Source organism: Streptomyces sp. NPDC051018 (assembly GCF_044456085.1).
In the GTDB taxonomy this organism is placed as follows: domain Bacteria; phylum Actinomycetota; class Actinomycetes; order Streptomycetales; family Streptomycetaceae; genus Streptomyces.
In genome coordinates, this window is sequence record NZ_JBITFN010000005.1 from 108848 (window position 1) to 133490 (window position 24643).

Genomic DNA, 24643 nt, shown 5'->3' on the forward strand with positions numbered 1-24643 from the left:
TGGACCCTTTCCTACGAGCGTAGGAGGTACTGTCCCCCCGCGCTATGCGGTCTGTGATGCCGAACACACGATTCGCGGTGTGATCGTCTCGTAACATTGCCGCATGTCTTCGACCGAGCTGCCGGGTGTCAGTGCCGTCACCGCCGCCGCGGCCCCCAAGGTCGCGGCCGTACGGGTCGCCGAGGGCGAGGAGCTGCGCTCCGTCGCCCTGCCCGGGCTGACCCTCAGCATCAGATCCCGGCCGCCGTCCCGCAGCGGACTGCCGCCCGCCCTGTACGTCCACGGGCTGGGCGGCTCTTCTCAGAACTGGTCGGCCCTGATGCCTCTCCTCGCGGACGCCGTGGACGGCGAGGCGGTCGATCTTCCGGGATTCGGGAACTCCCCGCCGCCGGACGACGGCAACTACTCGGTCACCGGGCACGCCCGCGCGGTGATCCGGTACCTCGACGCGGCCGGGCGCGCCCCCGTCCATCTGCTCGGCAACTCCCTCGGCGGCGCCGTCGCCACCCGCGTCGCGGCGGTGCGCCCCGATCTGGTGCGCACCCTCACGCTGGTCTCGCCCGCCCTGCCCGAGCTGCGCGTCCAGCGCACCGCGGTGCCGACGGGGCTGCTCGCCCTGCCCGGGGTCGCCCGGCTCTTCGGCCGGATGACCCGGGACTGGACGGCCGAGCGGCGTACCCGCGGGATGATGGCGCTCTGCTACGGGGACCCGGGCCGGGTCTCGGCGGAGGCCATGGACCATGCGGTCGCGGAGATGGAGCGGCGTACCCAACTCCCGTATTTCTGGGAGGCGATGGCCCGTTCCGCGCGCGGTATCGTCGACGCGTACACCCTGGGCGGCCAGCACGGTCTGTGGCGGCAGGCGGAGCGGGTCCTCGCCCCGACGCTGCTGGTGTACGGGGGGCGGGACCAGCTCGTCTCGTACCGTATGGCGCGGAGGGCGGCCGCCGCCTTCCGGGACTCCCAACTGCTGACCCTGCCGGACGCCGGGCATGTGGCGATGATGGAGTATCCGGAGACGGTCGCGGACGCGGTCCGGGAAATGATCGACGACATCGACAGGAGCTGATCGGGGCCCGTGGGACGACACAGCCGTAAAGGCCCCGCACCCAAGGGCTCGCACCCGGAGAACGGGCCCGCCGCGCGCGGCTCCGCTTCACCCGTCCCCGGTCCGCACGGTTCACCCGTCCCCGATCAGTACGGTTCTCCCGTCCCCGGTCAGCAGGGTTCTTCCGTCCCCGGTCCGGGTGCCGCACGGTCCCGGCCGGCCGGTCCGGGCGCCGCGCAGGCCCCGTACCCGGATCCGTACGACACCGGCGGTCACCGCATCTATCCGCACGGCACCGTGGCCCCCGCCGCCGGCGGCCACGGCTCCGGCGCACAGGGGACGGCCCCCCTGCACCCCGAGCACACGGTCTCCGGCTACGGCGGCTCGCCGCATACGCGCGGCGGGCACCCGGAGCAGCGCGAGGCGGGCGGCGGCTGGGGCACGGGTGCCCTTCCGGCCGGGTACGAGCCCCGGCGGGGGCCCGTCCCGGGCGCCCCGGGGCCGGTGGCGAACGGGCCGGTGGTCCCCCCGCCGCGCGGGCGGACCACCGGGGGGCACGACGGCGCACGCGCCCCACGGCAGACACCCTCCGGAGCCGGCCCGAGCACCGGCCCCGGTGCGGAGGGCGGGCCCCGTACGCCTTCCGGTCCGGGTACGGACACCCGTCAGGGCTCCGCGGCCGGTACGGACACTCCCGGCACTCCCGACAGCCGTACCGGCTCACGCACCGATTCGCGGTCCGTCGCCGCCGTGCCCGGGCCCCGGCGCGCCGGGAGCGGCAGGACGCGCCGGGCGGACCGGGGGAGCGGTGGCGGCAAGGGGCGCACCTTCACCGGGATCGCCGCGGCGGCCGTGACGACCGTGCTCGCCGTCGTCGTGGCCGGGCAGGTCGCCGCCGACGGCAAGGGCGGGTCCAAGACGTCCGCCACCGGGGCTGAGCGCGGCGACACCGACGGCTCGGCGTCCCGCTCCGATGCCAGGCCGACCCCCGCGCGGAAGCCGGCGGTGAAGCCCCCGGCTCCCACGTACGAGCAGCTGATGGCCACACCGTTCCAGATCGACCCCGGACTGACGGCGGACGGTGTCTTCGAGGCGGTGCCCGGCTTCGACAAGGCTCCCGGCAAGGGCCGCAAGATCCGCTACCGGGTGGATGTGGAGAAGGGCCTCGGCCTGGACGGCGTGCTCTTCGCCACCGCCGTGCAGCGGACCCTCAACGACGAGCGGAGCTGGGCGAACGGCGGCGCGATGACGTTCGAGCGGATCTCCTCCGGCGATCCCGAGTTCGTCGTGACCCTCGCCAGCCCCGGCACGACCGACGAGTGGTGTGCCAAGTCGGGTCTGAACACCTCGATCGACAAGGTCAGCTGTGACTCCGCGTCCACCGACCGCGTGATGATCAACGCTTACCGCTGGGCACAGGGATCGGACACCTACGGTCTCGGCGCGATCTTCGCCTACCGCCAGATGCTCATCAACCACGAGGTGGGCCACCGCCTCGGGCACGGCCATGTGAGCTGCCGGACGAGGGGCGCCCTGGCGCCGGTGATGCAGCAGCAGACGAAGTCCCTGAACATCGACGGGATCGCGTGCCGCCCCAACCCCTGGGTCCATCCGAAGGGTTGACGCTTCTCCGACGGCCGGGGCGCTCAGGGGTTGGCCGTAGCCTGACATTCCGTAACAGAGAGTTCCCGTAGCGCGACGGAACGCTACTGTGGTGCGAAAGTTACGTCTATTCACCCCTTCCGGTGGCGCGACGGACAACCGTCCGCCGTACCACGGCCACACCGGCTTACGGTCGTCCCGCTGCGTGTCGCCCAGCCAACGGCGGCTGCTCACAAGGGAGATCGGGGGTGCACTCGTGCGGATCGGACTGCTCACCGACGGTGGCTATCCGTATGCGGCAGGTGAGGCCAGGGTGTGGTGCGACCGGCTGGTGCGCGGGCTCGCCCAGCACGAGTTCGACATCTACGCGCTGAGCCGGAGCGCCCGCCAGGAGGAGCTGGGCCTGGTCGCGCTGCCGCCGGGGGTGCGCCGGGTGCGTACCGCCGCCCTGTGGGCGCCGGGGGACGACGGACGCGGCTACGGGCGGCGCGAGCGGCGCCGTTTCCTCGGGCACTTCCAGGACCTCGCGGCCGCGATCTGCTCTCCCGCCGGCCCGGCCGGGTCCGGGGGCGACGGCAGCGGCGTTCCGGACGGTGACGGTGGCCCGGGCGAGGTGCGCGACCGCTTCGCCGACGGTCTGTACGGACTGGCCGGACTCGCCCGCGAACACGGCGGGCTCCCCGCCGCACTCCGCTCCGAAGACGCCGTCCGCGCCCTCGAATCCGCGTGCCGCGCCCCCGGCGCGCGCCGGAGTGTGCGCGCCGCGGCCGTACCCGATCACCTCGCCTTCGCCGACGAGCTGGAGCGTGCCCTGCGCCCGCTCTCCCTGGACTGGTACGGCGACGACGAGCTGGGCGCGGTCGATCTCTGCCATGCCGCGTCCGGTGGACCGGCGGCGCTGCCCGGCCTGTTGGCCAAACGCTTCTTCGGGGTTCCGCTGCTGGTCACCGAGTACGGCGTCCGGCTGCGGGCGCACTATCTCGCCACCGGCGCGGCCCGCCGCCCGGGCGGCGGCCGGGAGCTGAGCGCCCCCGTGCGCGCCCTGCTCGCCGCCTTCCACGGGCGGCTCGCCACCGAGACGTACACCCGGGCGTCGGTGATCACCCCCGGCAACACCCACGCCCGCCGCTGGCAGGAGAAGTGCGGCGCGGACCGCGAGAAGCTGCGCACGGTCTACCCGGGCATGGAGGCGGACCGGTTCGCCGCGGTGGGGGAGGGGGAGCAGGGCGGAGATCCGCTCACCCTGGTCTGGGTCGGCCGGATCGAGCCCGCCAAGGACCTCATCGCACTGCTCCACGCCTTCGCAGAGGTGCGCAAGGAGGAGCCGCGGGCCCGGCTTCGGCTGTTCGGCACGGCGGTACGGGGCCCGGGGTCGGCCGCGCCCGGATCGGCCACCTATCTCTCCCACTGCCGGGCGCTCGCCGCCCAGCTCTTCCCCGACGAGGCGGCCGACGCGCACGCCGTCGGCGACAACCCCGTCTCCTTCGAGGAGATCGGCGGTCCCGAGGCCCCCGAACTCGCCGACGCCTACGCGGCCGGCGGAGTCGTCGTGCTGTCGAGCGTCGTGGAGGGCTTTCCGCTCAGCCTCGTCGAGGCGATGTTCTGCGGGCGCGCGACCGTCTCCACGGATGTCGGCGCGGTCGTCGAAGTCATCGGCGGCACCGGTCTGGTCGTCCCGCCGCGCAACCCCCGCGCCCTCGCCGACGCCTGCCTCGCCCTCCTCCGGGACCCCGAGCGGGCCGCCCGGCTGGGTGCCGCGGCCCGCGCCCGGGCGCTCGAACTGTTCACGGCCGAGCAGAACATCGCGGCCTTCCGCGCCGTGTACCTGGAGCTGATCTCCCGCTCCCCGGTGCGCAGGGAGCCGGTGAACGAGGCGGGCGAGCCCCTGCCCTTCGGCCACCCGGCGGAGGCGCATGTCCCCGTGGGGCTGGCGGGCGCGGGAGATCTGAACCCGCTGCCCGGATTCCTCACCCCGGCGACGGCCGAGGAGGCCCGCGCATGAGTACCACCCACCTCAACGACAGCACCTACGCCGACGACGGCCACCGGCGGCACGGTGGCGGGACGCTGGACGGGGGTCCTGATGGCCTCGATGGCCTCGGTGGTCCCGGTGGTCCTGGTGGCCTCGGTGGTCCCGGCGGCTCCAGCGGCTCCGTCGGCTTCGGCGACCTCGGCGGGCACACCGCCCCGGACCGGTCCGGGGAGCTGTCCGGATACGGTCACCCCGGCCGGTCCGCCCGGACCGGGCCCGGATCCCAGCCGCGCCCCGTACCCCGGCGCGGGCCCGCCGACCCGGTCAGGGCCCTGATGCACCAGCACCGGGAACTGTGCGAACGGGCCGTCGATCCGCTGGAGATCGCCGCGGGCCTGGAGGCCCACGGCGTCACCGACCGTACAGCCGCGCGCTTCCGGCACCGGGACGTCTTCTCGCTCGCCGACGAGCTGTACGCGCGGGTGCCCCGGGACCAGGAGCCGCCCCGGACCCATGGACAGCCCACGCTCACTCCGGCGCGCGGGCTGTCCACGGGTCCGCTGCTGCTCTCCCTGGTCCCGGGCGTCCTGGCGGTCCTCACCGTCACCGGGCGCGAGGCGTTCGACGGAGCGGCCCGGGCGGCACTCACGGCGGCCGGTGCGCTCGCCGTCGCCGCCGCGGTGATCGCCGTTCTCGGCCGGGGGCCCCTGCGCGCCCGGGGCCGTACCGTCCGCGCGGGCTGTCTGTGGACGTCCTGGCTCATCGGCTTCGCCGTCTGGGGCGAGGACCTCCTCGGCCAGATCAGCGGCGGCGGACCCGAGGGGCCGCTCCACCCGGCCACGGCGCCGCTCGCCGGGCTCGCCCTCGCCGTCGCGCCCGCCGCCTGGTGCGCGCGTCTGTTCGCGGTACGGGCCCGGCGCAGACGGGACGGCAGCCGGGGGCTCGCCGAATTCGCCTCCGGCGCCCGCCCGCTGCTGCTCGGGACGGTCGCGCTGTACGCGGGAGCCCTGACCATCCTGCTCGTGCTCGCCGGGGCGCTCCTTCCCCAGGGCCCGGCCGGCGGCGCCCTCGCACCGGCCGTCGCGCTCGGGCTGCTGCTCTTCCTGGCCCGGCTGCTGGCGGTGTACGGCTTCGCGCGGGCCGCCGCCACCGGGCTCGCCGCCGCCTGCGCCGCCGAGGCGCTGGCACCCCTGCTGCTGCTGGCCGGGCGGCTGCCCGGCTGCTCGTTCCTCGCACGGCCCGTGGAGACGGCCATGGGCGCCTGGGGGGCCGGAGCCGTACCCGCACTCGCCTGCGCGCTCGCCGGAGCCGCGCTGCTGGTGCGTGCCACGGCAGCTCTGTCCCGCGCCTCCGCCCACACCGACTGATCCAGCGCCTCCCGCGGAGCCGACACCGCGGGCGTACTCACCCCGGCCGCACCAGCCGCCGCGGCGACAGCGACACCCTAGGAGAGACCCGAAGATGACCCCCCAAGCCCCAGCCCCGACCCGTCGGCACCCAGGGGGCGCGCGATGAGGGTTCTGCTGCTCGGCGCCAATGGATTCCTCGGCCGCTTCGTGGCCGACCGGCTGCTCGCCGACCCCGCCGTCCATCTCACCGCGCTCGGGCGCGGCGACGACGCCGATGTGCGCTTCGACCTCGCCGGGGGCAGCCCCGGCGCTCTCACCCGCTTTCTCAGCGCGGTCCACCCCGGTGTGGTCGTCAACTGCGCGGGCGCCACCCGGGGCGGCGCCCGCGATCTGGTCCGGCACAACACCGTCGCCGTCGCCACCGTCTGTGAGGCCCTGCGCCGCAGCGGCTGCGGGGCCCGGCTCGTCCAGCTGGGCTGCGCCTCCGAGTACGGGCCCTCCCAGCAGGGCGCGTCCACCGCGGAGGACGCGATTCCGAGGCCCGGCGGCCCGTACGGGGTGAGCAAGCTCGCCGCCACCGAGCTGGTGCTCGGCTCCGGGCTGGACGCGGTGGTGCTGCGGGTCTTCTCGCCCGTGGGGCCCGGTACTCCGGCCGGGTCGCCCCTCGGGCGGCTCGCCGAGGCGATGCGCCGGGCGATGCAGTCCGGCGACAGCGAGCTGAAGCTCAGCGGCCTCGGGGTCCAGCGTGACTTCGTGGACGTACGGGACGTGGCGCGGGCGGTCCACGCGGCCTCGCTCTCCGCCGCCCAGGGCGTCGTCAACATCGGTACGGGCCGGGCCGTGCGGCTGCGGGACGCTGCGGCGGTCCTGGCCAGGGTCGCCGGATATCCGGGCGCCCTCCATGAACTGGACGTTCCGGCCGGCCGGGCGGGCGGTCTCGGCGGGCCCCTCGGCGGCCACGGCGGTCCCGTGAGCCATGCGGGTGCCCATGCCGGGCCGCTCCCCCACGGAGGTCCCGGCCCGCTGGGCGGTCACACCACCCCCGGGATCGGGGCGCCGCGCTCCGAATCCGTACTGGAGCAGCTGTCCACGGCCCCCCTGCCCTACCCGGACGGCTGCGGCAACTGGCAGCAGGCGGACATCCGCACCGCGCGCGACCGGCTCGGCTGGCGCCCCCGGATCAATCTGGAGGAGTCACTCGCGGACATCTGGATGGAGGCCGCATGCCGCATCTGACCACCACGGGCGCCCAGCTCTCCGCGACGGGCAGCGAGCGGCTCGGTATCGGTGTCCCCGGCTACGCGCACCCGCTGCTGGCGCCCGGGGAGTGGGCCGAACTGACCCGGCCGGGCACCCCCTTGCACTGGGTCGTGCTCAATGTGGCGAACGGGCCCGGTGAACGCCCCGACCCGCACTGCCTGGCGGCCGCGGGCCGGCTCGGCAACGCGGGTGTGCGCGTCCTCGGCCATCTCGACATGGCGCACGGCTCGCGCGCCTTCGGTGATCTGATCTCCGACGCCCACCGCTATCTGGAGTGGTACCGGGTGGGCGGATTCATGCTGGACCGCTGCCCGGTGGACCGTGCCGATCTGGCGGCCGTCCGGCGGGTGACGGGGACGCTGGAGACGGTGTTCGACGGCGCCGGGGGAGGGGGCGGCGGGCATCTGGTGCTGGGACACGGCTCGCACCCGCACCCCGGTTACGCGGAGGCGGCGGATCAGCTGGTCACCTTCACCGGGCCCTGGACCGAGTACCGCTGGTCCCAGGTCGCCCAGTGGACGGCCGATTATCCGCCCGAGCGGTTCGCCCACTTCGTCCACGGGGTGCCGCGGACCCATCTGGAGGAGGCCACCCGGATCGCCCGCTGGCAGGGTGCCGGAACGATCTTCTTCACCGATCGCAGCGACCGCCTCGGCAGATCGTACGGCTGCGGCGACGAGTGGTTCGGTGACGCCGGGCTCAGCGGGGAAGGGTTCGGCGAGGAAGGGTTCGGCGGGGACGGCTTCGGCGGGGAAGGGTTCGGCGGGGACGGCTTCGGCGCCCCGGAGTCCGGCGGCCAGGGCCTCGGGAGCCAGGCCCTCGGCGCCGTCTCCGGTCCCTGTACCGAGGACATCGACAAGGGGCGGATCGGGGCATTCGAGACACTGCCCGGCTACTGGAACGAAATCGTCTCGCAGATCGGACCGGGTGTCTCGGAATGAGAAGGCGCGTGGCAGTGTTACGGGGAGAACAACCGTACTGACTTATCGACGCAACGGAGTCCCCGTGTCGCTGCCACCCCTGGTCGAGCCAGCTGCTGAGCTCACCGTCGACGAGGTCCGCCGGTACTCCCGCCACCTGATCATCCCCGATGTCGGGATGGACGGGCAGAAGCGGCTGAAGAACGCCAAGGTGCTGTGTGTGGGCGCGGGCGGCCTGGGGTCTCCCGCGCTGATGTACCTGGCCGCGGCCGGTGTGGGGACGCTCGGCATCGTCGAGTTCGACGAGGTCGACGAGTCGAACCTCCAGCGCCAGATCATCCACAGCCAGGCGGACATCGGCCGCTCCAAGGCCGAGTCCGCCAAGGACTCGGTCCTCGGAATCAACCCGTATGTGAACGTGGTCCTTCACCAGGAACGGCTCGAAGCCGACAACGTGATGGACATCTTCAGCCAGTACGACCTGATCGTCGACGGCACGGACAACTTCGCGACCCGCTATCTGGTCAACGACGCCTGCGTCCTGCTCGGCAAGCCCTATGTCTGGGGCTCCATCTACCGCTTCGACGGCCAGGCCTCGGTCTTCTGGTCCGAGCACGGACCCTGCTACCGCTGCCTCTACCCCGAGCCCCCGCCGCCGGGCATGGTCCCGAGCTGCGCCGAGGGCGGTGTGCTCGGAGTCCTCTGCGCCTCCGTCGGCTCGATCCAGGTCACCGAGGCGATCAAGCTCCTGGCCGGTGTCGGCGAGCCGCTCGTCGGCCGGCTGATGATCTACGACGCCCTGGAGATGCAGTACCGCCAGGTCAAGGTCCGCAAGGACCCCGACTGCGCCGTCTGCGGCGAGAACCCCACCGTCACCGAACTCATCGACTACGAGGCCTTCTGCGGTGTCGTGTCCGAGGAGGCCCAGGAGGCGGCCGCCGGTTCGACGATCACTCCCAAGCAGCTCAAGGAGTGGATCGACGAGGGCGAGAACATCGAGATCATCGACGTCCGTGAGATCAACGAGTACGAGATCGTCTCGATCCCCGGTGCGAAGCTGATCCCCAAGAACGAGTTCCTGATGGGCGCCGCGCTGGAGAGCCTGCCCCAGGACAAGAAGATCGTCTTGCACTGTAAGACGGGTGTCCGCAGTGCGGAAGTCCTCGCGGTTCTGAAGTCGGCGGGCTTCGCGGACGCGGTGCACGTCGGCGGCGGTGTCATCGGCTGGGTCAACCAGATCGAGCCGAGCAAGCCGATCTACTGAGTCGACCGCGTCCCGGGCCGTCACCCACCGGTCCTCCCGGGCCGCCGTCCGCCGTTCGTCCCCGTGCCGGTGTTCCACCGGCACGGGACGCCGTGTTCCGCCGGAGCCAACGCTTCCCCCTCGGCCCGGACCCGATACCCCGGGTCCGGGCCGAGGGCGTGACCGGGCTCAAAGGCTGATCGGAACCCGGGGCCGGTCCGGCGGAGGCTGATCTACGACCGGGGCCGACCCCGGCGTAGGGGTGTGAGAGTCCCGGGCGTGGGCGGGGCGCCCGGGAGCCTCGGTCCCGCCGCTACGAGCAGGTCTTGCCGTTCGGCGGGACCGTGCCGTCCAGCAGATATGCGTCGACCGTCTTCGTCACACAGTCCGCCGTCCCGTACGCGCCATGGCCCTCGCCCTTGTTGGTGATCAGCACACCGACACCCGCGCCCAGCCCGTCCGCCATCTTCTTCGCGCCCTCGTAAGGAGTCGCCGGGTCGCCGGTGGTGCCGATGACCAGGATCGGGGCCGCGCCCTTCGCGGAGACATCCGTCGGGCCGCTGTCACCGGTCACCGGCCAGCCGGCGCACCAGCCGGCCAGATCCCAGGCCAGCATCGGGCCGAAGACCGGCGATATCTTGGTGAACTCGGGCAGATGGCGCGATGTGACCTCGGCCGGCGTCGCCGTGGCACCTCCGGCGTCGGTGCAGGAGATCGCCCGCTGCGAGTGGTCCTGGGTGGTGAAGTCGCCGTTCTCGTCACGGCTGTTGTACATGTCCGCGAGCTGGATCAGGGGCGCGCCGTCACCGCTCTCCGCCGCGTCGAGCGCTTCGGTGAGCGTCGACCAGCTCTCCTGCGAGTACAGCGGCAGGACGATGCCGGTGAGCGCGAGGTTCTCGGTGAGCTTGCGGCCCTCTCCGGCGGGCAGCGGCTCGCGGTCCAGGCGCTCCAGCAGCTTCACCACCCTCGCCGTGCCCTCCTCGGCACCGATGCCGCGGTCCTTGAAGTAGTTCTCCAGGGCCCGCTGGAAGCCGACGGCCTGATTGCGCGAGCCCCCGGCGAAGTCGGTGGTGGGGTCGACCACCGCGTCCAGGACGAGCCGCCCGACCTCGGAGGGGAACAAGTGGGCGTACACGGCGCCCAGTTCCGTACCGTACGAGAAGCCCAGGTAGTGCAGCTTGTCGTCGCCGAGGACCTGGCGCATCAGATCCATGTCCCGTGCCGCGTTCTCGGTTCCGACGTGCGGAAGCAGCTTGCCCGACCTCTTGGCGCAGCCCGCGCCGAAGGCGGCGGCGTTGTCGAGGAAGATCTTCTCCTCGGCGGCGGTGTCCGGGCTGTGGTCCAGCTGGTGGCTGGCCTCGGTCTGCTCGCTGTCCCGGCAGACGACGGCGGAGCTGTCCGCGACCCCGCGCGGGTCGAAACCCACCAGGTCGTAGCGGCGGTTCAGCTTCTGGTAGTCCTCGGCGGCGCGGGGGAGGGTGGCCACGCCGGAACCGCCGGGTCCGCCGAAGTTGAACAGCAGGGAGCCGATACGGCTGCCGTCGTCCTTCGCCTTGGCGCGGATCAGGGCGATGCCCATCGTCTCGCCGGAGGGCTTGCCGTAGTCGAGCGGTGCCTTCATCGTGGCGCACTGCCACTGCCGCCCGGGCTTCTCCGCGTAGATCCCGTCGGCCTTGACGGGCGGGCGGCAGCTCTTCCAGTCGAGCTTCTGCCCGGTGAGCGCGGCCGGGAGCGCCGAGGCCCCGGGCGTCTCCTTCGCGGGGGCGGACGGCGAGGAGCTCGCCGCACCGCCCTTGCCCTCCCCCTCGTCAGGGTCGGTGGTGCAGCCCGCGGCCGTCCCGGCGAGCAGCAACGCCGCCGTCGCCAGGGCCCCCGCCCGTACCCTCATGCTCATCGCGTGCCCCCCATGGCTCAGAGATCTCCCCACATCCTAGGCGGCCCCACCGACAACGCCGCAGGCAGTGGCCCCGGGACCTACTCGCAGACCGTTCCCGGAGCGGGGACCTTGCCGTTCAGCAGATAGGAGTCGACGGCCCGCTGCACACAGACACTGCCGCCGTTGTACGCCCCATGGCCCTGGCCGCGGTACGTCAGCTCGACGCCGACGCCCTCTCCCAGCTCCTTCGCCATCGCCCGGGCGCCCGCGTAGGGAGTCGCCGGGTCGCCGGTGTTGCCGATGACGAGGACGGGCGGCGCGCCCGGCGCCGAGACGTCAGGGGTGTTCCAGGTGCCTGGCACCGGCCACTCGGTGCAGCCCATCAGGCCCCAGCCCAGGTAGTCGCCGAAGACGGGCGACGCCTTGCGGAACTCGGGCAGCTTCGCCCTCGTCTGCTCCAGCGAGTAGCGGTCCTTGGTGTCGACGCAGCTGATCGCGGAGAACGCCGCGCCCATATTGCTGTAGTGGCCGTTCTCGCTGCGGCCGTTCATGGCGTCGGACAGCGCGAGCAGCAGCGCGCCGTCACCGCCGTCGGCCTCGTCGAGCCCCTGCTCCAGCAGCTCCCAGAACTCCTTGGAGTACAGCGCCTGCGCGATGCCGTTGAGTGCCTGGGTCTGGGTGAGCGGCCGGTCGGTGCCGGTGGGGAGCGGCTTCGCGTCGAGCCTTTGGAGCAGGTCCTGGATCCCGGCCTCGACCTCCTGGACGGAGGTGCCGGGGAGCAGGCATTCGCCGCCCCGCGCCACACAGTCGCGGGCGAAGTTGTCGAGGGCCAGCTGGAAGCCCCTGGCCTGGCCCAGGGAGGACTGCTCGGAGTTCTGCGTCGGGTCGACGACGGCGTCGAAGACTGCGCGGCCGACGTTCTTCGGGTACAGGTGCGCGTACACCCCGCCCAGTTCCGTGCCGTACGAGATGCCGAAGTAGTACAGCTTGCCGTCGCCGAGGACCTGGCGCATCAGATCCATGTCGCGGGCGGCGTTGACGGTGCCGACATGCGGGAGTTCGCTGCCGGAGTTCTTCTCGCACGCCGAGGCGTAGTCCTTGAGGTTCCGGGTGAACGCCTTCTCCTCCGCGGCGTCGTCCGGGGTCGCGTCCTGTGCGTAGAACTCGTCGAGCTGTGCGTTGTCCTCGCACTCCACCGCCACACTGCGGCCGACTCCCCGGGGGTCGAAGCTCACCAGGTCGTAGCGGGCGCGCAGGGCCGTGTAGTCCTGGGCCGCGGCAGGGAGGGTGGCGACGCCGGAGCCGCCGGGCCCGCCGAAGTTGAAGATCAGGGAGCCGATACGGTTCGCCTGGTCGGCGGCCCTGGCGCGGATCAGGGCGAGTTCGATGGTGTCACCGCCGGGATCGGACCAGTCGAGGGGTGCGTCCATGAAAGAGCACTCCCAGGACGTGCCGCCCGGAAGCGGCGACGGGGCCGGTCCGCCGCCCTCCGCCTCGGACGGCGGGGGGCACTCCTGCCACCGCAGCTTCTGTGAGGTGAGCCCCTTGCCCGGGGACGCCGTGCTCGTGGTGCCGCTGGCCGGGTCCTTCCCCTTGCCCTTGTCACCGCTGTCGGAGCAGCCCGCGGCCAGGAGAACGGAGAGGGAGACGACGAGTGCGGCGGCGCGGGCGGCGGTGGAAGAGGTCGGCATGCCGCCATCGTGCGCCGGGGGCGCGCGCCCCGCCCCCGCGGCGGTCCATGCGGGTGGTTCCGGGGCGGATGGCGTGTGTCCGCCGACTGGAGGGGCCGGGCGTGTGAGACGCCGGTACGGCGGGTAGCCCCGCCCCTCCCCCGGGGAGGCGGCGGGCCCCTTACAAGGCCCCCTTCCGCGTCAGCTGGTTGAAGGCGATCCACCCCGGCAGCACCGGCAGCCACAGGGTCAGCATCCGGTACAGCAGCACCGCCGCCGTCGCCACGTCCTTCGGCACCCCGGCCGCGAAGAGCCCCAGGATCAGAGCGCCCTCCACGGCGCCCACACCACCGGGCGTCGGCGCGGCCGACCCCAGCGCGTTGCCCGCGAGGAAGACCACCGCGAGGCTCGCGTAACTGAGCGGCTGATGGCCGTCGTTGAACGCCCGGATCGAGGCGTCCAGACACATCACGAAGGCGAAGGTCAGCAGCAGCTGACCGCCGATACCGGTCAGCAGCTTCACCGGCCGCTGGAGCACATCCAGCATGCGCGGCACCACACCGGCGAACAGCGACCGCAGCCGCGTGGAGACGAACTTCCGCAGGAACGGGATCGCCGTCACCACCAGCACCAGCACCGCGACCGTCAGCAGACCCGCGATCACCGTCCTGGACGGGCTCAGCGACGGCGTCTTCTCCGTACCGGTGAGATAGCCGAAGGTGAGCAGCAGCAGGATGTGCGCCCCGAGCCCGAAGAGCTGCGCCGCGCCCACACTCGCCACCGCGAGCCCCGGGCGTACGCCCGAGCGCTGGAGGAACCGGGTGTTCAGCGCCACACCGCCGACCGCCGCCGGAGCGACGATCTTGACGAAGGATCCGGCGACCTGGGCCAGGACGGTCCTCGGGAAGGGCACCCGCTCGGGGACGAAGCCCAGCAGGCTCATCGCCGCGGCCACATAGGTGACCGCGGAGAACGCGACCGCCGCCGCCACCCAGCCCCAGTGCGCGCTGCCGAAGTCCGCGCCGAGGTTGGTGCCCGCGATCTGCGAGAGCAGGAGGTACGCGGCGACCGCGCCCGCGATCAGACTGACGAGCGTCCGCGGCCGGATCCGTTCGAGGCGGACCGGTTCCACCGGCGCCTGCGGTCTGATCCGCAGCACCTGATGGCGGATCTGGGTCAGCAGATCCTCCTCGCGCGCCTCGTCGAGGGCCTCGTCCACGGCCCGCTTGTCGGCCTGTTTCTCCGCCCGCTCGGTCTTGCGTACGGCCTTGCGGCCCTCCCCGGCGGGCTCGGCCTCGCCGGTACGGGCCCGCCGGGCGGCGGCCGACGCCTCCAGCACCGCCTCCCGTTCCCGCTGCGCGCGCTCGCGGGCGAGCCTGCGCAGCGTCGCCCGGGTGGAGCGGCTCAGCGCGATCGGCTGGAGCAGCGGCAGACAGTCCGCGACCGCGTCCGGCCCGAGGACCTCCAGAGCCGCGGCGACCGCCCGCTCGGCCCCCATCCGCAGACCGAAGGTGGTCAGCAGCTGGGCGATGTCCATCCGCAGCACCACATCGCCTGCCGCGATCTCACCACCCCGCAGATCGGTGAGGATCACCTTGCCGGAACGATCCACCAGAATTGCGTCGCCCGTCAGCCTGCGGTGCGCGATACGGCGGGACTGGAGCGCCTCGACCTGCCGCCAGGCCCCGCGCGCCACCTCGTCGGTGATCTCCTCGTCCGCCATGGCGTCCAGGGAGCGCCCGCCCAGGTGCTCGTACACCAGCATCACGGCGTCGGGCCCCAGCTCGGAGGTGGCAATCAGCTTGGGGGCGTTGGCCCCGGCGGCGATCGCCGCGTACGCCAGCAGCGCCTCCTGCTCCAGTGCCTGGCGCAGCGACTGGAGGGAGCGGCGGGTGGTGATGGAGCGCAGCGTCAGCCGGCGCCAGGCCCGGTAGAAGAAGCCATGGGCCTGCTGCTCACGGTCGACGACGGTGACATCGAGCGGCGGCCCCTTCTCCAGGGTGACCAGATAGCGGCGGCCCCGGTCGCCCTGCTCGGGCGGGCCGCCGCCGTCCGGGCGCAGGGGCGAGTTCTCGGGCAGGTCCTCGGCGCGCATCGCGGTCACCGGGCGGAAACCGACATGGCGCAGACCCGCCAGCAGCGTCTGTCCGGTGGGGCGCACATTGGGCGAGCCGACTGCGTACAGCGTGCCGTACGCCACCGTCCAGCCGAGCAGCACGGTCAGGATGATGGAGAAGGGGGTGGTGTATCCGGCGACCAGCATCGCGAAGGCGTCGAGCAGCAGCACCACCCACAGGACCACCCGCCATCTCGGTCTGCGGGCCATCCCGACGGCGGTCATATAGGCGATGACGGGCGCCAGATAGCCGTGGACGGGGTCGGTCAGCCCGCCGCCGGACTGCGCCCGGGTCAGCGCCTCCTGGAGGGTGCCGGGCGCGGCCCTGGCGACCCAGAGGTCGGTGGCGAGGGTCACGCCGTGGGCGAGTACGGCGGCGAGGACACCGTCGGCGATGCGCAGCCCGTCCCGCTTGATCAGCCGTTCGATCGCGAAGGCGACCGGGACCAGCAGAACGGCGATGGAGGAGACCAGCCCGGCCAGCTTCACCAGCAGATCCGGTGCCTGGCCCGTGCCCTTGCTGATGTCGTGTTCGAGGCCGGTGGTCGTGCCCACGGCGAAGGAGGCGACGGCGAGCACGACGGCGATCGCGAGGATGCCGCTGAGGAAGCGCATCAGATCGGAGGGGCGGTGCACCCGGGCGGCGAGCAGCGGCTCGTCCCCCGAGACCCGGTCGACACCGCCGACATCGGGCCCGTGGTGGTCCTCGCCCCCGGACGTCCCGTCCGGCCGCGGTCCGGATTCCCCGGACGTCTCTCCGTGCTGCGGCTTCCTCAGGTCCGGCTTCTCCGCGCCGTCCCTGTCGCCTGCGTTCCTGTGCTCGATCGGTTTCCTGCCCTCACTGGTGGGCGTCGTTGTTCCGGCGGCTCCGTCGCCTGCTCCTCGGTCTGCTCCGGCGGGTCCGGCCGGGTCCGGCCCGGAGTCGGCGGCGTCAGCCGTCGTGCCAGGCCGCACACCCTGCTCCTTCGCCGTCTCGGTCTCTTTTTGATCTCGTATCACCAGTCACCGCCCGCACGATGGTGGCACGACCGGACGACAGAGGGGGGCATCAGGGTGTATCGCGGGGGCGTGGGCCGCGCCCCGGTGACCATTCTGCCCCCGGCCCGCGGGCCGGGGCGAGGGCCGGTCCGGCCAGGGAACCGCGGGCGTTGTCGGTGGTGTGCGGCAGGATGGTCCGGATGGAAGAGCTGCCGGATTACGCCGAGCGGGTGCTTGAGGTCGCCGAGCTGATCCCGCCCGGCCGGGTGATGACGTACGGCGACATCGCCGAGTGGCTGGGCGAGGGCGGCCCGCGCCAGGTCGGCCGGGTGCTCGCGCTGTACGGCGGGGCCGTGCCCTGGTGGCGGGTGGTGCGCGCGGACGGCACCCTGCTGCCCGGTCACGAGCTGAGCGCCCTGGCGCGCTACCGGACGGAGGGCACCCCGCTGCGGGAGGCCCCGCGCGGCGCCGAAGGCCATGTCCCGCGGCTCGACATGCGGCGGGCGCGCTGGGACGGGGGCGGTGGTGCGGTCGGCGGCGCTCACACATGAAAGCTTCCGGCAGGGGGCGGCGGGGCGGCGGCCCCGGGGACCCTGCGCGGTACGGGACCGGGGGCGCGCACCCGGTACCACGGCCGGGTCGGGACGCGACCGGTCCGCCGACCGCCCGCCGGGCGACGGCGTAGCGTCGGCACGCGGCACCGACCGCTCCATCAGCACCAGCACACCCACCAGGACCGGCGATCCACGTGAGTTCCTCCTCCACCACCGGGCGTACCCCGTACCCGGGACAGGTACGGCGGGGGGTCCCCCCGCGCCCACAGGGGCTCAGGGGGCGGACCCCGGGCGCGTACCGGCTGGTACGCACTCCGCCGGCCGCCGTGGATCCCCCTCACCTGGACGCAGCGCAGCGCGCGGTGGTTGACCACGACCACGGCCCCCTGCTCGTTCTCGCAGGTCCGGGCACCGGAAAGACCACGACCCTGGTGGAGGCGGTGGCGTCCCGGGTCGCCCGGGGAGCCGATCCGGAACGGATCCTGGTGCTCACCTTCAGCCGCAAGGCGGCCGTGGAGCTGCGGGACCGGATGGCGCTGCGGCTCGGGGGCGCGAAGGGCCCGCAGGCGACCACCTTCCACTCCTTCTGCTACGCCCTGGTCCGCGCCCACCAGGACGCAGATCTCTTCTCCGAACCGCTGCGGCTGCTCTCGGGCCCCGAGCAGGACGTCGCCGTACGCGAGCTGCTCACCGGTCAGCTCGACCTGGAGGCGGAGGGACTCGCGCGGGGCCACTGGCCCGACGAGCTGCGGGCCTGTCTGACCACCCGCGGCTTCGCCGACGAGGTACGGGCGGTGCTCGCCCGCAGCCGTGAGCTGGGGCTCGACCCCGCCGCCCTGGACCGGTTCGCGGCCCGCACCGGGCGGCGGGACTGGCGGGCGGCGGCGACCTTCCTCGCGGAGTATCTGGACGTCCTGGACATGCAGGGAGTCCTCGACTACGCCGAACTGGTCCACCGCGCGGTGCTGCTGGCGGAGCGGACGGCGGGCCCCGGCGGGGCGGTGTACGGAGGACCGGGAGCGGACGGGCCGGTGTACGGCGGATCGGCGCACGGCGGGGCGCGGGGGCTCGCGCCCGGGGCCTTCCCGTACGACACCGTCTTCGTGGACGAGTACCAGGACACCGACCCCGCACAGGTACGGCTGCTGCGGGCGCTCGCGGGCGGCGGCCGGACGCTGGTCGCGTTCGGCGACCCCGACCAGTCGATCTACGCCTTCCGGGGCGCGGACGTGAACGGGATCCTCGACTTCCCCTCGGCCTTTCCGCGGGAGGACGGGGGCCCGGCGGAGGTGGCCGTCCTCACGAGGTCGCGCCGCAGCGGGGCGGACCTCCTGGAGGCGACCCGGCTGCTGACCCGCCGTATGCCGCTGACCCGGCTGCCCGCCGACAAGGTCCGCGCCCACCGTGAGCTGAAGGCGGTCCGCGAGGGCGGCACGGTCGAGACGTACACCTTCCCCACCGCCTCCACCGAGGTCGACAACATCGCCGACATCCTCCGGCGCGCGCATCTGGAAGACGGCGTTCCGTGGGGCGACATGGCCGTCCTCGTCCGCGCGGGAACCCGCACGATACCGACGATCCGACGTGCTCTGACCACGGCGGGTGTGCCCCTGGAGGTGGACGGCGCGGATGTGCCGCTGCGCCATGAACCGGCGGTGGCGCCCCTGCTGACCGCCCTGCGCGCGGTGGCGACGGCGGCGGTGTCCGGGAGGGGCGGGAGCGGCGGCGGTGCTTCCGGGGGCGGTGCTTCTGGCGAGGGAGCCTCCGGCGAGGGAGCCTCCGGCGGGGGCGCGGCCGGCGGGGGCGCGTCCGAGGAGATGGCGGCGGACGGCGGCGCGCCCGGGGAGCGTGCGGCCGGCCGGGGTGCTTCCGGCGGGGTTACGACGGGGGAGTCCGGCGAGGGCGCGGACGATGACGGGCCCCCGGACGGGTCCCGGGACTCCGTGGCGGACGGCGACGGCGCCGGCGGCTCGTGGCTCGGCACCGAGACCGCCCTCGCCCTCCTCGCCTCCCCCCTCGGAGGCATGGACGCCGCCGATCTCCGCCGCCTCGGGCGGGCCCTGCGGGACGAGGAGCGGGCCGCGGGCAACCGCGTACCGCCACCGTCCGATCTGCTGCTCGCCCGCGCCGTGGCGGAACCCGAGCGGCTCGTCGCCCACGACCCCTCGTACGCGCGCGGCGCGCAGCGGCTCGGCGGGCTGCTGCGCACGGCGCGTGAACTGCTGGAGGGCGGCGGCACGGCCGAGCAGGCCCTGTGGGAGCTGTGGGACGGCACGTACTGGCCTCAGCGTCTGGAGAGCGCCGCCCTGCGCGGCGGCGCGGCCGGGCGGAACGCGGACCGGGACCTCGACGCCGTCTGCGCGCTCTTCGACACCGCCGCCCGCGCCGAGGAACGTACCGGGGGCCGGGGCGCCCTCAACTTCATCGAGGAGATCGAGGCCCAGGACATCGCCGCCGACACCCTCTCCGGCAGGGAGGCCCGGCCCGACGCCGTACGGCTGATGACCGCGCACCGCTCCAAGGGCCTCGAATGGGGCCTCGTCGTCGTCGCCGGGGTGCAGGAGGGCCTGTGGCCCGATCTCCGCCGCCGGGGCTCCCTCCTGGAGGCCGACCGCATCGGCCGCGACGGCCTCGCCGAGCCGCTGACACCCGGCGCGCTGCTCGCCGAGGAGCGCCGCCTCTTCTATGTGGCGGCGACCCGTGCCCGCGACCGCCTGGTCGTCACCGCCGTCAAGGCCCCCGCCGACGACGGTGACCAGCCCTCCCGATTCCTCACCGAACTCGGCGTCGAGCCGAAGGACATCACCGGCCGCCCCCGCCGTCCCCTCGCCGTACCAGCGCTCGTCGCCGAACTGCGCGCCACCACGGTCGACCCGGCGGCCTCCCCGGCACTGCGCGACGCGGCGGCCCGGCGGCTCGCCCGGCTCGCCTCCCTCAGCGACGACGAGGGACTGCCGCTCGTCCCGGCCGCGCACCCCCACCGATGGTGGGGGCTGTACGAGCCCACCCACAGCCGGGTCCCGCTGCGCGACCGGGACCAGCCCGTCGCGCTCTCCGGCAGCGCCCTGGACCAGCTCGCCAACACCTGCGCGCTCCAGTGGTTCCTGGGCCGCGAGGTGAAGGCCGAAGCTCCGGCCACCGCCTCCCAGGGCTTCGGCAACGTCATCCATGTGCTCGCCGACGAGGTCGCCTCCGGGCGGACCCCCGCCGACCTGGCCGTCCTCATGGAGCGCCTGGACTCGGTGTGGAACGCGCTCGTCTTCGACGCCCCCTGGAAATCGGAGCAGGAGAAGCGCCACGCGCGCGTGGCGCTCGAACGCTTCCTGCGCTGGCACGTCATGGACCGCGGGGGCCGCGCCCCCGCCGCCACCGAGCAGGAGTTCGACGTCGTCCTGGAGGCGGGGGAGTACGAGGTACGCATCCGGGGTTCCATGGACCGGGTGGAGCGGGACACCGAAGGGCGCGCGTACGTCGTCGACTTCAAGACCGGCAGGCAGTCCCCCACCGGTGACGAGGTCGCCCGCCATCCCCAGCTCGCCGTCTATCAGCTCGCCGTGCGCGAGGGCGCGCTCGACGAGGCGTTCGAGGGGCGACGCCCGGAGCCGGGGGGCGCCGAACTCGTCCAGCTCCGGCAGGCCGCCGCCAGGCGGGACGGCGGCGAGGACCTGCCGAAGATCCAGGCACAGGAGCCGCTGGCGGGGGAGTGGGCCGGCGAACTCCTCGCCACCGCGGCGGGCCGCGTCCTCGACGAGCGCTTCACCCCGTCCACGGGGAAGCAGTGCGACCACTGCGCGTTCCGCGCCTCGTGCAGTGCCCGGCCGGAAGGCCGCCACATCGTGGAGTGAACGGCGGGGTGACCGCCTCCGGGCGCTCCCGGGCCGGGGCCGACCGGGGCCGGGGGCGACCGGCACGGGCCGGGGAGTGCCCGGCGTGGGTCAGGGGCGCCCGCGCGGGTCCGGGACCGCCCGGCGTGGAGCAGGGGTGGCCGTGGGCCGGGAGCGCCCCGCGTGGACCAGGGGTGCCTGTGGGCCCGGGAGCGCCCGCGTGGGTCCGGCACTGTCAGTGGCGCCCCTTAGCCTCTGTGTTGTGACCGCTCGCATCACCGATCCCGAGCAGCTCAAGGAGCTTCTCGGGATCCCCTTCACCCCGGAGCAGACGGCCTGCATCACCGCGCCGCCCGCCCCGCAGGTCGTCGTGGCCGGAGCCGGGTCCGGCAAGACGACGGTGATGGCCGCCCGGGTGGTGTGGCTGGTCGGGACCGGTCAGGTCGCGCCGGAGCAGGTCCTCGGCCTCACCTTCACCAACAAGGCGGCCGGTGAGCTGGCCGAGCGCGTCCGTACGGCGCTCGTACGGGCGGGGGTGACCGACCCCGACGTCATCGACCCCGACAACCCGCCGGGCGAGCCGCGCATCTCCACGTACCACGCGTTCGCCGGACAGCTGCTCGCCGACCACGGACTGCGCATAGGACTCGAACCGACCGCGCGACTCCTCGCCGACGCCACCCGCTATCAGCTCGCCGCCCGTGTACTGCGCGAGGCGCCGGGGCCGTACCCCTCCCTGACCCGCTCCTTCCCCTCCCTCGTCGGCGATCTGCTGGCGCTCGACTCCGAGCTGTCCGAACATCTCGTACCGCCCGAGCGGCTCGGTGCGTACGACTCCGGGCTGCTGCGCGCCCTGGAAGGCGTCAAGCTCTCCAACGAACAGCTCCGCAGGATCCCCGGGGCCGCCGCGGCCCGCCGGGAGCTGCTCGATCTGACCGTGCGCTACCGGGAGGCCAAGCGCGCCCGCGAGCTGCTGGACTTCGGCGACCAGATCGCCCTCTCCGCCGAGCTGGCGCTCACCCGGCCCGAGGTCGGGACCATCCTGAGGGACGAGTTCCGGGTCGTGCTCCTCGACGAGTACCAGGACACCTCGGTCGCCCAGCGGCAGCTGCTGTCCGGGCTGTTCGGCCGGGGCACCGGCCATGCGGTGACCGCCGTGGGCGACCCCTGCCAGGCCATCTACGGCTGGCGCGGGGCGTCCGTCGCCAATCTCGACGACTTCCCGGAGCACTTCCCGGGCGCCGACGGGAGCCCCGCAACCCGGTTCTCCCTCAGCGAGAACCGGCGCAGCGGCGGCCGGCTGCTCCACCTCGCCAATGGGCTCGCCGCCCCGCTGCGGGCCCTGCACGAAGGCGTCGAGGCGCTGCGGCCCGCGCCCGGGGCCGAGCGCGACGGCTCGGTACGGATCGCCCTGCTGCCGTCCCACACCGAGGAGATCGCCTGGCTGGCCGACTCGATCGCGCATCTGGTCCGGACGGGTAAGGAGCCCGGCGAGATCGCCGTCCTGTGCCGTACGGCGGGTGACTTCCCAGAGATCCAGGGCGCCCTGGTCGCCCGGGACGTCCCGGTGGAGGTCGTCGGGCTCTCCGGGCTGCTCCATCTGCCCGAGGTCGCCGACCTGGTCGCGGTCTGCGAGGTCCTCCAGGACCCGGGGGCCAATGCCTCGCTCGTACGCCTGCTCACCGGTCCGCGCTGGCGTATCGGCCCCCGGGACCTCGCCCTGCTCGGGCGCCGCGCCCGGCTCCTGGTCGACCGCGGAACCCCGGCGTCCGACGATCCGGACGAGCGGCTGGCCGCCGCGGTCGAGGGCACCGACCCGTTCGAGGTCGTCTCCCTCGCCGACGCACTGGACACCTTCCTCGAACAGTCCGGCCCCGACGACGGGCTGCCCTTCTCGGCCGAGGCCCGGGTCCGCTTCGCCCGTCTCGCCGCCGAACTGCGCGACCTGCGCCGTTCGCTGGCCGATCCGCTGATGGACGTACTGCACCGGGTGCTCGCCACCACCGGGCTGGAGGTCGAGCTGTCCGCGTCTCCGCACGCGCTGGCCGCCCGCCGCCGGGAGACCCTCGCCAATTTCCTGGACACGGCGGCCGGTTTCGCCGCGCTCGACGGAGAGGCGAGTCTGCTGGCGTTCCTGGCCTTTCTGCGGACGGCCGCGCAGTACGAGAAGGGCCTGGACAACGCCCTGCCCGGCGGTGAGAACACGGTCAAGGTCCTCACCGCCCACAAGTCCAAGGGCCTGGAGTGGGACGTCGTCGCCGTCCCCGGCCTGACGGCCACGCACTTTCCGAGCGACCGGGCCCGCGAGGCATGGACCTCCCATCCCCAGGTCCTTCCGCACGCCCTGCGCGGTGACGCGGCCACGCTCCCCGACCTCACGTCCTTCGACGCCAAGGGGTTCAAGGCATTCAAGGACGCCTTGAGGGACCATCAGCACACCGAGGAACTGCGCCTCGGATACGTCACCTTCACCCGGCCGCGCTCCCTGTTGCTGGGCTCGGCCCACTGGTGGGGGCCGACGCAGAAGCGCCGCCGGGGGCCGTCGGCGTTTCTGAAGGCCCTGTACGACCACTGCGCCACGGGATTCGGCGAGATCGAGGTCTGGGCGGACGAACCGGACACGGAGGCAGAGAATCCGTTTCTGGCGACGGCCGCCCCCGACCGCGCCTGGCCGCTGCCGCTGGATCCGGTCTCCCTGTCCCGCCGCCGGGCCGCGGCGGACACCGTACTGGCGTATCTGAGGACGGCACCGGATCCGTTCGAGGGCGCGGGCGAGGGCGCGGGCGAGGGTGAGGACGAGGGCGCGGTCGGCGGGGGGCGGGACGGTGACTCCGGTCTGTTCCCGGAGGGCTGGGACTCCACGGGGCCACCTCCGGACGAGCCCGATGGCGCAGATGAACCAGATGAACCAGATGAACCAGATGAACCGGACTTTCCGGATGTCGGGTCCCTCCCCGGCGATCCGGGAGGGGACCCGTTTCCGGAGGAGCCCGACGACCGGGGCGGTCGGGGCGGCCTCGGCGGCCGAGGCGAGCTCGGGACGCCGTACGAGGGCGGCGGACCCGGGCCCGCCCGGAGCCCGGCCGACGCGCCGGCCGGCCCCGGCGCCCCCACTGGCCCTGACGCCCCCATCGGCCCCGGCGCCCCCGCCGTGTCCGGCCACTCCGCGGTTCCCGGCCGCCCCGCCGGGCCGCGCGTACCGGCCTCGCTGCCGCACCAGGCGGGTCCACCGGCCGCCGAGGCGCGGGCCGAGGACGCGTACGACGGTGAACTCACCCCCGAGGAGCGGCGGGCCATCGCGTCCTGGGACCGCGATCTCGACGCCCTCGCCGGGGAGCTGCGCCGCAGCCGGGCCACCGTCCGCGAGGTCGTCCTCCCGGCCTCCCTCACCGCCTCCGAGCTGATGCGCCTCGCCGCCGACCCCGACGGGTACGCCAAGGAGCTGGCCCGGCCCATGCCCCGCCCCCCGCAGCCGGCGGCCCGGCGGGGCACCCGGTTCCACGCCTGGGTGGAGTCACGGTTCGAGGAGCTGCCGCTGCCCATGCTCGGCCCCGACGAACTCCCCGGGAGCGAGAGCGGGACCGGAGCGGTGGAGATCGAGGACGAGAGGGATCTCGCCGCGCTCAAGGACGCGTTCGAGCGCACCCCGTACGCCCGCCGGGTGCCGTACCGGGTGGAGACTCCGTTCCAGATCACCCTCGCGGGCCGGACGATCCGGGGCCGTATCGACGCGGTCTACCGCACCGCCGTGCCACCCGGCGAAGCCGCGTCCGGGGAAGCCGCCCCCGGCGCCACCGTGACCGAAAGGGCCACCTCCGGTGGCGGGGGACACCTTCCCGTGCCCGAAGGGGCCTCCGGTGGAACATCCGGCGGATCCACCGGCGGAACGGCCACTGATTCCACCGGCCGAACGACCGGCGGATCCGGCAGCGGCGCTCCCCGCACCACCTACGAGATCGTCGACTGGAAGACCGGCCGAGCCGTCACCGCCGACCCCCTCCAGCTCGCCGTCTACCGTCTCGCCTGGGCCGAGCAGCAGGGAGTGCCGCCGGAGTCGGTGGACGCGGCGTTCGTCTTCGTACGCACCGGAGAGGTCGTCCGCCCCTCGTTCCTCCCGGACCGCCCGGCACTGGAGCGGATCCTGCTGGGCGAGCCGATACCGGAGGGCACGGATACGGCGGCGGACGGGACCGATACGGCAGCGGAGGGCGCCACCCGGGCCCGTTAGGCT

12 protein-coding genes and 1 pseudogene are annotated in these 24643 nt (G+C 73.7%); 10 read left to right on the top strand and 3 right to left on the bottom strand.

Annotated elements, in window-relative coordinates:
• The first annotated feature begins 103 nt into the window (after nt 1-103).
• The 7 genes and pseudogenes from ACIBCM_RS11200 to moeZ all read left to right on the top strand — a co-directional run bounded on the left by ACIBCM_RS11200 (nt 104) and on the right by moeZ (nt 9415).
• Complete coding sequence (locus ACIBCM_RS11200; RefSeq protein ID WP_399241752.1) at nt 104-1069, top strand: alpha/beta fold hydrolase; 966 nt, start codon at nt 104-106, stop codon at nt 1067-1069.
• A 276-nt stretch (nt 1070-1345) separates the two neighbouring features.
• The gene (locus ACIBCM_RS11205; protein WP_399241753.1) at nt 1346-2671 is read left to right on the top strand and encodes a DUF3152 domain-containing protein; all 1326 of its coding nucleotides are present in this window, start codon (nt 1346-1348) and stop codon (nt 2669-2671) included.
• Nucleotides 2672-2906: 235 nt separating this feature from the next.
• Nucleotides 2907-4652 carry a DUF3492 domain-containing protein gene (locus ACIBCM_RS11210; RefSeq protein ID WP_399241754.1) on the top strand — a complete coding sequence of 582 codons (1746 nt, stop codon included), beginning with the start codon at nt 2907-2909 and terminating at the stop codon, nt 4650-4652.
• The gene (locus ACIBCM_RS11215) at nt 4649-5989 is read left to right on the top strand and encodes a hypothetical protein (protein ID WP_399241755.1); all 1341 of its coding nucleotides are present in this window, start codon (nt 4649-4651) and stop codon (nt 5987-5989) included. Before ACIBCM_RS11210 ends, ACIBCM_RS11215 begins: the two co-directional genes overlap by 4 nt.
• 144 nt (nt 5990-6133) lie before the next feature.
• Nucleotides 6134-7207 carry an NAD-dependent epimerase/dehydratase family protein gene (locus tag ACIBCM_RS11220; RefSeq protein ID WP_399241756.1) on the top strand — a complete coding sequence of 358 codons (1074 nt, stop codon included), beginning with the start codon at nt 6134-6136 and terminating at the stop codon, nt 7205-7207.
• A pseudogene (locus ACIBCM_RS11225) lies at nt 7195-7893 on the top strand (spherulation-specific family 4 protein); the annotation flags it as partial. The gene ACIBCM_RS11220 and the pseudogene ACIBCM_RS11225, both read left to right, overlap by 13 nt.
• Before the next feature lie 343 nt (nt 7894-8236).
• Nucleotides 8237-9415 (top strand): adenylyltransferase/sulfurtransferase MoeZ, encoded by a 1179-nt coding sequence (moeZ, locus tag ACIBCM_RS11230; RefSeq protein WP_399241757.1) that lies wholly within the window; start codon nt 8237-8239, stop codon nt 9413-9415.
• 292 nt (nt 9416-9707) lie between these two features.
• Here moeZ and ACIBCM_RS11235 read toward each other — a convergent pair whose 3' ends face one another.
• The 3 genes from ACIBCM_RS11235 to ACIBCM_RS11245 form a co-directional block, all read right to left on the bottom strand.
• Nucleotides 9708-11288 (bottom strand): alpha/beta hydrolase, encoded by a 1581-nt coding sequence (locus ACIBCM_RS11235; RefSeq protein ID WP_399241758.1) that lies wholly within the window; start codon nt 11286-11288, stop codon nt 9708-9710.
• Between the two features lie 80 nt (nt 11289-11368).
• Nucleotides 11369-12961 carry an alpha/beta hydrolase gene (locus ACIBCM_RS11240; protein WP_399241759.1) on the bottom strand — a complete coding sequence of 531 codons (1593 nt, stop codon included), beginning with the start codon at nt 12959-12961 and terminating at the stop codon, nt 11369-11371.
• A gap of 160 nt (nt 12962-13121) precedes the next feature.
• Nucleotides 13122-15833 (bottom strand): lysylphosphatidylglycerol synthase domain-containing protein, encoded by a 2712-nt coding sequence (locus ACIBCM_RS11245; protein WP_399242094.1) that lies wholly within the window; start codon nt 15831-15833, stop codon nt 13122-13124.
• A gap of 392 nt (nt 15834-16225) precedes the next feature.
• On the opposite strand from ACIBCM_RS11245, the gene ACIBCM_RS11250 reads away from it, so the two are divergent.
• The 3 genes from ACIBCM_RS11250 (at nt 16226) to ACIBCM_RS11260 (ending at nt 24640) form a co-directional block, all read left to right on the top strand.
• Nucleotides 16226-16585, top strand: coding sequence for an MGMT family protein (locus ACIBCM_RS11250; protein ID WP_399241760.1), 360 nt, complete (start codon nt 16226-16228; stop codon nt 16583-16585).
• 197 nt (nt 16586-16782) lie between these two features.
• Entirely contained in the window at nt 16783-20433 is a 3651-nt protein-coding gene (locus ACIBCM_RS11255) for an ATP-dependent helicase (protein WP_399241761.1), read from the top strand.
• Nucleotides 20434-20674: 241 nt separating this feature from the next.
• Complete coding sequence (locus ACIBCM_RS11260) at nt 20675-24640, top strand: UvrD-helicase domain-containing protein (RefSeq protein WP_399241762.1); 3966 nt, start codon at nt 20675-20677, stop codon at nt 24638-24640.
• Nucleotides 24641-24643 lie beyond the last annotated feature (3 nt).

Excerpts from the sequence above, each read along its gene's own strand:
- ACIBCM_RS11200 (WP_399241752.1), top strand. The coding sequence starts at position 104 with ATGTCTTCGACCGAGCTGCCGGGTGTCAGTGCCGTCACCGCCGCCGCG.
- ACIBCM_RS11215 (WP_399241755.1), top strand. The coding sequence starts at position 4,649 with ATGAGTACCACCCACCTCAACGACAGCACCTACGCCGACGACGGCCAC.
- ACIBCM_RS11220 (WP_399241756.1), top strand. The coding sequence starts at position 6,134 with ATGAGGGTTCTGCTGCTCGGCGCCAATGGATTCCTCGGCCGCTTCGTG.
- ACIBCM_RS11235 (WP_399241758.1), bottom strand. The coding sequence starts at position 11,288 with ATGAGCATGAGGGTACGGGCGGGGGCCCTGGCGACGGCGGCGTTGCTG.
- ACIBCM_RS11240 (WP_399241759.1), bottom strand. The coding sequence starts at position 12,961 with ATGCCGACCTCTTCCACCGCCGCCCGCGCCGCCGCACTCGTCGTCTCC.
- ACIBCM_RS11250 (WP_399241760.1), top strand. The coding sequence starts at position 16,226 with ATGGTCCGGATGGAAGAGCTGCCGGATTACGCCGAGCGGGTGCTTGAG.